Genomic DNA, 11,187 nt, shown 5'->3' on the forward strand with positions numbered 1-11,187 from the left:
GCGCGGAGCCGGTAGCCTCGGACCCGATGACCACCGCAGCCGGCCGTTTCGCCCCGTCCCCGTCGGGGGCCCTGCACGTGGGGAATCTGCGGACCGCACTGCTGGCGTGGCTGTTCGCCCGTACCACCGGGCGGGCGTTCCGGATCCGGATGGAAGACCTGGATCGCACCGCGCTCGGCGCCGACGCACAGCAACTCGCCGACCTCGCGACGCTGGGCATCGAGTGGGACGAGCCGGTGATCCACCAGACCGACCGGCTGGACGTGTACCGTTCGGTGATCGCCGAACTCACCGCCGCCGGCGAGACGTTCGAGTGCTTCTGCACGCGCCGCGAGATCCTGGAGGCGCCGTCGGCCCCGCACTCCCCCGACGGCGCGTACCCCGGTACCTGCCGCACCCTGACCGCCGCCCGCCGCGCCGAGAAGATCGCCGCAGGACGGCCACCGGCCATCCGGTTACGCACGGCCGTAGACGAATTCACCGTCATTGACACACAACTCGGCGAATACACCGGCATGGTCGACGATTTCGTGATCTGCCGGGGTGACGGAACCCCCGCGTACAACCTCGCGGTGGTGGTCGACGACGCCGCGCAGGGGGTCGATCAGGTTGTCCGGGGCGATGATCTGCTCTCGTCCGCACCCCGGCAGGCGTATCTGGCGACGCGCCTGGGGTACCACCGGCCCGGCTACTCACATGTGCCGATGGTGCTGGGCGACAAGGGTGTCCGGCTCAGCAAACGCGACGGCGCGGTCACCCTCGGCGATCTTGCCGCCGCGGGCGTGTCCACACCGATCGTGCTGTCCCGGATCGCCGAATCCCTCGATCTCGCCGAACATGGCGAGATCGTCGACGCCGCCACGCTCGCAACGCGGTTCGACCCGGCGGCGCTCCCCCGCGATCCGTGGATCGTGACCCCCGACATCTGGGGCTGACCGTTCCGGCCGGGACCTCGCCCCCGGCGGGGCCTCATCAGTCGGTGGTGGCCAGGAGCCGCTGCAGGACGTCGTTGAGGGTGAGCATGCCGATGCTGACGCCGCCGTCGGTGACGGTGGCGACGTGGCTACGGGTCTCGCGCATCTTCTGCAACACTTCGTACACCGGTGAAGTGGCATCCAGGGCCAGCACAGGCCGCATGAGATCGGCGGCACGGACCCCGTCATCGGCGGCGGCAACCGCGTCACGCACATGCACCACGCCGTCCACCAGCCCGTTGGCACGCACCAGTATCCGGCGGAATCCGGTCTGCCGGCTCATGTCCCGGATCTCCGCGGCGGTGGCATCGGGCCGGACACCGGTCAGCGTCGCCCCCGGCGGCAGCACGTCGCGGACGGTCAGCTTCGACAGCTCCAGCGCACTGGCCAGGCGGGTGTGATAGGCCTCGTCGAGCGTGCCGACGTCGGCCGAGTGTTCCACCAGGTGCGCGAGGGCCTCCGAATCCTGCCCGGAGGCAACCTGATCGACGGCCTGCACCCCCAGCTTGTGCAGGAACCAGTTGGCCAGCCGGTTGAGCAACTCCAGCAGAGGCCGGGTCAGCCACATGAACGCCCGCATCGGCAGCGCCAGCATCGTCGCCGACTTCTCGGGGTGGGCGATGGACCACGACTTGGGTGCCATCTCACCCACCACCAGATGCAGGAATGTCACGATCAGCAACGCGAGGATGAAGCCGAGCACGTCGGCCAGCCAGTGCGGCGCCCCCCAGGTGTCGAGCACGGGCGTGATCCAGTGGTGCACGGCGGGTTTGGTGATCGCACCGAGCGCGAGCGTGCACACCGTGATGCCCAGCTGCGAACCGGCCAGCAGTACGGGCAGTTCGGAGGCGCTGCGCAGTGCGGCGGCGGCCGAACGGCTGCCGGCCGCGGCGTCCTCCAACCGGTGCCTGCGGGCCGCGATCAACGAGAACTCCACAGCCACGAAGAAGGCGCTGAGCGCGATCAGGAAGGCCGTCACGAGCAGAACGATCCACGGATTACTCATCGCCGGCCTCCTTGCCGGTGCCGCCGACAAATGTCACGAACACCAATGACGGCACCCGTTTCTCGATCTCGCGTACCGTGGCGCGCACTTCGTGGTGGCCGCCGCCCTCCCCGATCAGGTCCGCGGGGTCGGGGTCGAGCGGAATGGTCACCGTGTCGCCCACGTCGGGCAGACCTTCGAAGATGGTGATGACAAGCCCGGCGATTGTTTCGTAATCCCCTTCGGGCAGTTCGTATCCGATGATCCGGGACACTTCGTCCAGGTGCGCGTCGCCCTGTACCAGCCAGCCGCCGTCGGTCTGCTCGACGTCCTTGGGTGTCACCGGGTCGTGTTCGTCGTCGATCTCGCCGACGATCTCCTCGGCGATGTCCTCGATGGTGATGATGCCGGCGAAGCCGCCGTATTCGTCGATGACGATCGCCAGTTCGCCGTCCGCGGCCTCGATCTGGTCGAGGACCTCGGGCAACGGCAGGGAATCGGGGACGGCGATGGCGGGGCGGCACAGTGCGCCGGCGGTGACCGTCGGGTCGGCGCCGGCGTGCGACCAGTTGAGCAGGACCTGCAGGTCGATGATGCCGCGGACCTCGTGCGCGCCGTCGACCACCGGGTATCGGGTGTGTCCCGAACTCATCAGCTCCAGCACGTCGCGGGCCAGGTCGTCGACGGAGACGGTGTCGACGTTGCCGCGTGGGATCATCGCGTGTTCGGCACTGCGCGTGGGAAAGTCGAGGACCCGGTCGAGCAGCGTCGACAGTTGCGCGGGCAGTTCGCCGGTCTCCCGCGACTCGGCGACGATGTGTTCGAGGTCGCGCGGGGTGGCCGAGTGTTCGACGTCGTGGACGGGCTCGATGTGCAGTATCCGCAGCAGCAGTTCGGCGGCCTTGTCGAAGACGGTGATGATGGGGCCGAACACGGCCAGGTAGATGGTGGTGGACCGGGCCAGCCAGCGTGCGACCGGTTCGGGTTTGGCGATGGCGAGGTTCTTCGGGAGAAGCTCACCGAACACCATCTGCACCACGGTGGAAAATCCGACGGCCAGGACGGTGCCGATCGCGACTCCCACCGACACCGGGATGCCGATGTCGCTGAAGAGGTCGCCCACCCCGTTGCCGATGAGTGGTTCGGCGACGTAGCCGACGAGAAGTCCGGTGATGGTGATGCCCAGTTGCGCACCGGAGAGCATGAACGAGGTGCGGCGCGTCACCGACAGGGTGCGTTTGGCGGCAGCGTCGCCGGCCGCTGCGCGCGCGGCGAGCCGGGACCTGTCGACGGCCATGAAGGCGAATTCCTGCGCCACGAAGTAGCCGGTGAGCGCGGTGATGGCCAGGACGACGAGAACGCCCAGCAAGATTCCCAGGACGGTCAGCACGGGCAGTCCTCACCGTGCACTGCCAGGGCTCGTATGTCAGCGGGGATCGGTTCGGGTCGTCGGCGGCGTTTTCGGCGCTTGACGCGTCTCATTTCTCTCTCACTGTTTCGGGCGCCGATCAGGTGACGGGGCGGCCCAGGTATTCGGTAATTGTTCGCTCCAGGGTGCCGAAACTCGGGCATCGGTGCAAGTCGCCGCGACGCCGGTCACCGTTGGTTCACCGGCCGGGCGACAGCGCCGGAGATGGCGGCCGGTCAGCTGCCCGCGTAGTAGCGGCCGAGGAAGTCGTCGCGGTAGGCGAGGTAGTCGCCCGTTTCGATGGCTCGCCGGGCGCCGTCGACGAGGTTGACGATGAATGAGACGTTGTGCAGCGTCGCCAGGGTGGCGGCGAGCCCTTCTTTCGCCTTGAACAGATGATGCAGATAGGCGCGGCTGTACTGCGAGGTGTAGTTTTCGGTGTCCGCGTCGAGTGGACCGAAATCCTTACGGTATTTCGCGTTGGTGACGTTGTAGCGGCCGTCGCGCGAATAGATCGCGCCGTTGCGGGCGACACGGGTCGGTGAGACGCAGTCAAAGGTGTCGACGCCGTTCTCGATGGCGGTGAAGATGTCGTCGGGTTCGCTGATGCCGAGCAGATGTTTGGGCGCACTCTCGGGCAGTTCGGAATTGACCCAGCCGACGATGGTGCCCAGGTTGTCCTTCTCCAGCGCACCACCGATCCCGTATCCGCCGAACCCTTTTCCGCCGGCGGCACGGTCGGCCTCGCTGAGGGCGACCAGGTCGCGCGCTGCCTTGCGGCGCAGGTCCTCGTACTGGGCACCCTGGATCACCCCCCACAGCGACTGTTGCGGCCGGTGAGCGCGTTCGGCACTGAGCCGGTTGTGTTCGGCGAGGCAGCGGATCGCCCACAGCCGGGTCCGTTCGAGTGAACTCTCCTGGTACGAGCGGGTGTTCATCAGCGTCGTCAGTTCGTCGAAGGCGAAGATGATGTCGGCGCCGAGCTGGTGCTGGATCCGCATCGACACCTCGGGGGTGAATCGATGTTTCGACCCGTCCAGGTGAGATTTGAAGGTGACGCCGTCGTCGTCGACGTCGGACAGGCGTTCCTTGCCGCCCGCGGTGAGGTCGTCGTCGGGTGCCTCTGCGGCGTCCATCGAGATGACCTTCTTGAAGCCCGCACCGAGCGACATGACCTGGAACCCGCCACTGTCGGTGTAGGTGGGTCCGCGCCAGTTCATGAAGGCACCGAGCCCGCCCGCCTCGTCGATGATCTGCGGGCCGGGCTGAAGATACAGGTGGTAGGCGTTGGCCAGCACGGCCTGGGCGCCGAGGGCGGCCACCGACTCCGGCAGCACCGTCTTGACGGTTGCCTTGGTCCCGACCGGCACGAATGCCGGTGTGTGGATGTCACCGTGCGGCGTGTGGATGATGCCGGTGCGGCCGAGGGTGCCGGGCAGCGACGTGCCGACCGTGTAGTCGACGGGTCTGCTGCGCCCCGTCCGCGGGTCTGACGAAGATCCATTGGTCACCGATGCATCTTCCCAGCTCAGTACCGGCGGTCTCAAACCGGTGAACACCGGTTCGCTACCGTAGTGAACCATGACGCGCCGTACGCCCCGCCTTGCCGTTTTCGCCGCCACCGTCGCCGTGGCGCTGACGCTCGCGGCGTGCGGCTCGGAGGACGATGCGACCGGCGGCCCGTCGTCGTCCGAGGTGGCCTCCTCCACCACCTCGCACACCGCTGCCGCCGAGTCATCGGGATCCTCGTCGACGACATCGAACTCGGCTCAGCTGCGGACCGAGAATCCGTCCGCCCCGATCGTCGGTGGTCCGGTCCCGGCGTCCAAGCGCAGCTCACACAAGGCCGACCCCGATGCGGCGACCCGCACGACGACATCGGCGCCCACCCCCGCGACCGGTGAGTGCGGCACCACGCAGGGACCGGACGGCGCTCTGCACATCGTGATCCTGGCGGGCGAGGTGACCTGCGCCGAGGCCAAGGGCCTCACCAAGGAGTACAACGCCAAGGCCATCGCCACCGGGCAGCAGAAGAAGGTCGGCGATTGGACGTGCGGGCCGTCGCAGGTACACGGCCTGCTGGCCGCCTGCCAGAAGGATCAGTCCGTGATCGGCTTCACGCCGTAATCGGGGTTGACCCTCACGCCGCGTGAGGGGCCACGGTGGGACTGTGAGCGAGAACTACGACGCCGAGGCCCAGCAGCGCTGGGGCGACACCGACGCCTGGAAGCAGAGCCGGGAACGCACCGCGAAGCTCACCAAGGAGGACTGGATCGCGGTCAAGGCCGACACCGACGCGCTGGAGGCGTCCCTGGCCGACGGGCTGCGGCGAGGGGTGCGAGCCGGCTCCGCCGAGGCGAACGCGTTGGCCGAACAACACCGGACGTCGATCGACCGCTTCTACGACTGCGACCACGAGATGCAGGTGTGCCTGGCGCACATGTATGTGGCCGATCCCCGCTTCACCAGGCATTACGACAACATCGCGCCGGGGCTGGCCCAGTTCGTGCACGACATCATCGTGGCGAATGCGGAGGCGCGGGGGTAGCTGTCGGCCGAGTGGACTCGTTTGCTCGGCTGATCTGTTGGTGTGACGAGTGGGGCAGTAGTGTCAGTGATCACCTGGCACCACTGCCCCACGCGTCCCCGAAGGATTGGTACCCGCAGGATTCATGGACATCTTCAAGGTGCACCGTCAGCTGGTGGACGACTACAAGTCGTTCACAACATCAGCGGTCGATGTCCGCGAACGCAGGCTGGCACAGCACGTCCAGGAGTTGGCCGATAGGGGTGAGCAGTGGCCGGAGCCGTGGCTGTCGCTCAATCCATTGTTCGCCGATGGTGGTTCGATCACCGAGTTGGTTGCCGACGGTCTGCTGCACCCTGAATGCGAGCGGATCTTCCGGCCGAAATCCTCGATGACCGATCTCGGTGGACGCCCGATCACGGTGCACATGCATCAGCGGGAGGCCATCGCGGCAGCACAAACCGGTGAATCATATGTCCTCACCACCGGTACCGGTTCCGGCAAGTCGCTGGCCTACATCATTCCGATCGTGGACCGTGTTCTGCGGATGCGTGAGCGTCCACGAGGTGTCAAGGCCATCATCGTCTATCCGATGAACGCGCTGGCCAACAGCCAGGTGGGCGAACTGGAGAAGTTCCTGCGCTACGGATACGGCAACGGCAACGAGCCGGTGACGTTCGCACGGTATACCGGCCAGGAGAACGACAAGGACCGCGAGCAGATTCTGCGTGATCCGCCCGACATGCTGCTCACGAACTACGTGATGCTTGAGCTGGTCCTGACGAGGCCGGAGGAACGCAAGCGTCTGGTCCAGGTCTCCCAAGGACTACAGTTTCTGGTTCTCGATGAGTTGCACACCTACCGCGGCAGGCAGGGCGCGGACGTCGCGATGCTGGTCAGGCGAGTGCGGGATGCATGTGGGTCCCCACGCCTGCAATGTGTCGGCACGTCGGCGACGATGGCGAGCGCGGGCGATCTCGATGATCAGCGCGCAGTGGTCGCCGGTGTCGCAAGCCAGGTGTTCGGTGCTTCGGTGATTCCCGAACATGTGATCGGTGAGACCCTGACTCCCGCCACGACCGGCGATGTCGATGACCTGCCGGAGTTGCGGACGGAGATCCGGGCGGGCGGCGCCCGCGGTTCCTATGACGACCTGACGGCATCACCGCTGGCATGCTGGATCGAGTCGACATTCGGCCTCGATACCGAACCCTCCTCGGGACGGGTGATCCGGCAGAAGCCGCAACGCGTACGAGACGCGGCGGCCCTACTGGCCGATCACAGCGGCTGCACCCCGGACGAATGTGCGACAGCGATCCGCGCGACACTTCTCGCCGGCTCGAATGCAGCACATTCGGGTACCGGCCGCCCCTTGTTCGCGTTCCGGCTCCACCAGTTCTTATCCAAGGGCGACACCGTCTACACGTCCATTGAGCCCGAACGCACTCGGCATGTGACGTCGACGTACCAGGTGGCGGTCCCCGGAGAACCACACAAAATCCTTATCCCACTGTCCTTTTGCCGCGAATGCGGCCAGGAGTATCTCGTCGTGGCCCGCACCGACGACCGCGGCACGATCCGGTATCGACCGAGGCGGGACCGGGATGCGAGCGGCGGTGATGACGCAAACGGGTACCTGTATATCTCCGAGGAGCAGCCGTGGCCGCAGGATCCGGTCGCAGAAGGCCGCTTTCCTGATTCGTGGCTCGCGGACGGTGTGGTGATCGATCGACTGCGGCGACATCAGCCCCGGATTGTCCGAGTCGCCGTCGACGGTACCGAAGAACCCGACGGGATCGTCGCCACGTATGTTCCGTCACCGTTCCGATTTTGCCTGCGGTGCAAGGTTTCCTACGAGCAGACCCGCGGCAACGATTTCGCCAAGCTGGCCAGCCTCGATGCCGAGGGCCGCAGTTCGGCGGTGTCCGTGGTGAGTACCTCGATTGTCCGTTCGCTGAAAGAGTTACCGACAGCCGACCTCGATGCGGCTGCCCGAAAACTGTTGACCTTCGTCGACAATCGCCAGGATGCCAGTCTGCAAGCCGGACACTTCAACGATTTTGTTCAGGTCACACAGATTCGCGGCGCGTTGTATCGGGCGTTGGCAGATGGACCGTTGCTGCATGACGAGGTGGCGCAGCGAGTGGTGGCCGCGCTCAACATCCCGTACGAGACATACGCGGCAAATCCGGATGCCAAGTACGGCCCGCGCAAGTCCGCCGAGCGCGCGTTCACCGCATTCATCGAGTACCGCCTGTATTCCGATCTGGAGCGGGGCTGGCGGGTGACCATGCCGAACCTGGAGCAGACGGCCCTACTGCGCATCGCGTACGAGTCGCTGACTGAGATCGCCGTAGACCAGGACCTGTGGTCGTCGAGCCCGCCAGGTCTCCGGTATGCCGATGCGGGCGCACGAAAAGAGCTGTGCCAGATAGTTCTCGATGAGTTCCGTCGCAAGTTGGCCGTTGACGTGGAGTGCTTGACCGACGACGGTTTCGACCGGTTACAGCGGCAGTCCGGCCAACACCTCACCGGGTTGTGGTCAGTCTCGGGGCGCGATCTGCCCCGTGTGGGGACGGTTTCCTCCCATCCCGGAACACCGGGGCTGTCTCGGGCCGACACCCGAATGACCGGCCGCAGCGCACTCGGCCGCTACATTCGCGATCGCAGCACGCTGCGGAATCTGGACGGCAGCAGGCTCACCACCGCCGATGCGCAGGACGTCATCGAGAAACTCCTGGCGATCTTGGAGCGATCCGGCCTGTTGACGAAGGTATCGATTCCTGATGATCCCGGCCCCAACTATCGGCTGAAGGCGTCAGCGATCATCTGGTGCGCCGGGGACGGTGTCAATGCCGCACCAGATCAGTTGCGCCGAACCGCGAACGCCGATCAAGGAATTCGCGTGAATCCCTTCTTCCGCGATCTGTATCAGAAGGCCGCGGCCACCTTGGCCGAGATGCACGCACATGAGCACACCGCCCAGGTGCCGTCGCAGGTCCGCGCCGACCGAGAGGACGAGTTCCGTTCCGGCGCACTGCCGGTGATGTACTGCTCACCCACAATGGAACTGGGTGTCGATATTTCCAGTCTCAACGCGGTAGGGCTACGGAACGTGCCCCCGACGCCGGCGAACTATGCCCAGCGGTCAGGTCGTGCCGGGCGATCTGGTCAGCCCGCACTGGTGGTTACCTACTGCGCGACGGGAAACTCACATGACCAATACTATTTCCGACGATCTCAGGACATGGTCGCGGGCTCGGTCGCGGCTCCGCGACTCGACCTGACCAATGAGTCACTACTGGCTTCGCACTTGCATGCCCTGTGGTTGGCCGAGACCGGCGCGAGCCTGCATTCGCGGATGCCCCAGCTGCTCGACGTCGAGTCTCCTGCGATACCCCTCGTGACTGACCTGGCGTTCGCCTTGAGTCAATCCGATGCCGCCACAAGGGCGACCACGCGTGCCGAGGCAATCATCGCGCCACTGCATCCCGAGCTGGTGAATACCTCCTGGTGGTATGACGGTTGGACCGAGAAGGTTATCAATTCGGCTGCGACATCATTTGATGCCGCCTGTGATCGATGGCGCGAACTGTACCGTGCCGCACTCGACGATCAGGTCGAACAGAATCGCATTGTGCTCGACACGTCCGCCAGTGCCGGTGCCCGCCGGGCCGCCGAGTCTCGGCGTCGCGACGCCGAGAACCAGCTCAAGTTGTTGCGCAACGAGGATTCCGATACCGGCCATTCCGATTTCTACACGTACCGGTACTTCGCCTCCGAAGGATTCCTGCCCGGCTACAGTTTCCCCCGGCTCCCCCTCGCGGCGTACATCCCGGGCGGGAGAATGGCGGGCGCGGGATCCGAGCAGGGCAACTACCTTCAGCGGCCACGGTTTCTCGCCATATCCGAGTTCGGTCCCGGTGCGTTGATCTACCACGAGGGTGCTCGGTACGAGGTCCGCCGGATCCAGGTTCCCATGGCGGCAGGGGGTGTCGGCACCGTCGACCTGCAGGATGCCCGACGATGCGAGGATTGCGGTTACCACCACATCCGGCAGCCCGGTCTTGACGTGTGCGAGAACTGCGGAACGGTCTTGCCTGCTCCGCGACAGAACCTGATGCGCATGCAAACGGTGTTCACCCGGCGCCGCCAGCGCATCTCATCCGACGAGGAGGAACGTCGGCGGGCCGGTTTCGAGCTCGAGACCTCGTACCGGTTCAGTCAGCACGGTCCGCAGGCAGGACGTGCCGACGCCAAGGTCACGGCCGACGATCTACCGCTCGCGGAGATCAGTTACGGCGACACCGCGGTTGTCCGCGTGACCAACTTGGGGCGCCGCCGCCGAAGGAACCCGGATGAACTCGGATATTGGCTCGACACCGTCAAGGGCAATTGGCTCAGCGAAAAGGACGCATCCGATGCGACACCCGACGACGACGGCCTCGAAGACCTGGACAGGGCTGGTAAGGCGCAGAAGGTGATTCCGTACGTCGAGGACACCCGGAACATCGCCGTGCTGCGGCTGTCCACGTCACAGGATCAGACCGTGACCACCACGTTGCGGTATGCGCTGGAACGGGGCATCGAGGCGGAGTTCCAGCTGGAGGACTCCGAACTGTCGAGTGAGTCGTTGCCGGACAACACCGATCACGGCCGGATGTTGTTCACCGAGTCAGCCGAGGGCGGCGCGGGCGTCCTTCGTCGGTTGGTGGCCGAACCGGATGCGATTGCGCGGGTCGCGCTGCGCGCCTTGGAGATCGCCCACTTCACCACTGACGGAGTCGATGTCGAGGCGGCAAAACAGCCTGCCGAGCGCTGCGAAAAGGCTTGCTACGACTGCCTGCTCTCCTACGGGAATCAGCTCGACCACACACGTATCGACCGGCATGCCGTACGCGATCTGCTGCTGCGGATGGCACATAGTCGCACCACTCCGGCCGCCGATGGAAGCAGCAGCGATCCTCAGCGGATGGATGCGCTTCGTGCCCTATGCGCGACCGACTCCGAACGCGCACTCCTGGATACTCTGGCTTCGAACGAGCACCGGCTTCCCGACGCTGTCCACGAAACCGTCGGTGACGTCCACGCCGACTTCGTTTTCCACAACGACACCGCGTCTGCGGCGGTGTTCGTCGACGAGCCGTCCGGCAATCCCGGACCTGGCCGCGATGGCGCCGCCGAGGATTCGCTGTTCGATCGGGGCTGGTCGGTGATCCGGCTGCGAGCCGATCGGGACTGGCTGGCACAGATTCGTGAGCATACCTATGTATTCGGGACAGGAAGGAACTGA

The 11,187-nt window shown here is 65.7% G+C and carries 6 protein-coding genes and 1 pseudogene; 4 read left to right on the forward strand and 3 right to left on the reverse strand.

What is annotated here, in order from left to right:
• The first annotated feature begins 26 nt into the window (after positions 1–26).
• Positions 27–935 carry a tRNA glutamyl-Q(34) synthetase GluQRS gene (gluQRS, locus tag GII31_RS20870; RefSeq protein ID WP_213245235.1) on the forward strand — a complete coding sequence of 303 codons (909 nt, stop codon included), beginning with the start codon at positions 27–29 and terminating at the stop codon, positions 933–935.
• Positions 936–972: 37 nt separating this feature from the next.
• Here the strand turns inward: gluQRS and GII31_RS20875 are convergent, their stop codons facing one another.
• From GII31_RS20875 to tgt, 3 genes are all read right to left on the reverse strand, one after another.
• A complete protein-coding gene (locus GII31_RS20875; protein WP_213245236.1) occupies positions 973–1,980 on the reverse strand; it encodes a hemolysin family protein in 1,008 nt (335 codons plus the stop codon).
• Complete coding sequence (locus GII31_RS20880; protein ID WP_213245237.1) at positions 1,973–3,349, reverse strand: hemolysin family protein; 1,377 nt, start codon at positions 3,347–3,349, stop codon at positions 1,973–1,975. Before GII31_RS20880 ends, GII31_RS20875 begins: the two co-directional genes overlap by 8 nt.
• Before the next feature lie 254 nt (positions 3,350–3,603).
• Entirely contained in the window at positions 3,604–4,878 is a 1,275-nt protein-coding gene (gene tgt, locus GII31_RS20885) for a tRNA guanosine(34) transglycosylase Tgt (protein WP_213245238.1), read from the reverse strand.
• A gap of 70 nt (positions 4,879–4,948) precedes the next feature.
• On the opposite strand from tgt, the gene GII31_RS20890 reads away from it, so the two are divergent.
• The 3 genes and pseudogenes from GII31_RS20890 (at position 4,949) to GII31_RS20900 (ending at position 11,187) form a co-directional block, all read left to right on the forward strand.
• Positions 4,949–5,494: a hypothetical protein gene (locus GII31_RS20890; RefSeq protein WP_213245239.1), complete on the forward strand. Its 546-nt coding sequence runs from the start codon at positions 4,949–4,951 to the stop codon at positions 5,492–5,494.
• A gap of 49 nt (positions 5,495–5,543) precedes the next feature.
• Positions 5,544–5,915: pseudogene (locus tag GII31_RS20895) on the forward strand (TipAS antibiotic-recognition domain-containing protein); the annotation flags it as partial.
• Between the two features lie 124 nt (positions 5,916–6,039).
• Positions 6,040–11,187, forward strand: a complete 5,148-nt coding sequence (locus tag GII31_RS20900) for a DEAD/DEAH box helicase (protein WP_260840171.1) — start codon at positions 6,040–6,042, stop codon at positions 11,185–11,187.

Source organism: Gordonia pseudamarae (assembly GCF_025273675.1).
Lineage (GTDB): Bacteria > Actinomycetota > Actinomycetes > Mycobacteriales > Mycobacteriaceae > Gordonia > Gordonia pseudamarae.

What these genes read in the sequence shown, in the direction of transcription:
- gluQRS (WP_213245235.1), top strand. Translation starts at nt 27, where the DNA reads ATGACCACCGCAGCCGGCCGTTTCGCCCCGTCCCCGTCGGGGGCCCTG.
- GII31_RS20875 (WP_213245236.1), bottom strand. Translation starts at nt 1,980, where the DNA reads ATGAGTAATCCGTGGATCGTTCTGCTCGTGACGGCCTTCCTGATCGCG.
- GII31_RS20890 (WP_213245239.1), top strand. Translation starts at nt 4,949, where the DNA reads ATGACGCGCCGTACGCCCCGCCTTGCCGTTTTCGCCGCCACCGTCGCC.
- GII31_RS20900 (WP_260840171.1), top strand. Translation starts at nt 6,040, where the DNA reads ATGGACATCTTCAAGGTGCACCGTCAGCTGGTGGACGACTACAAGTCG.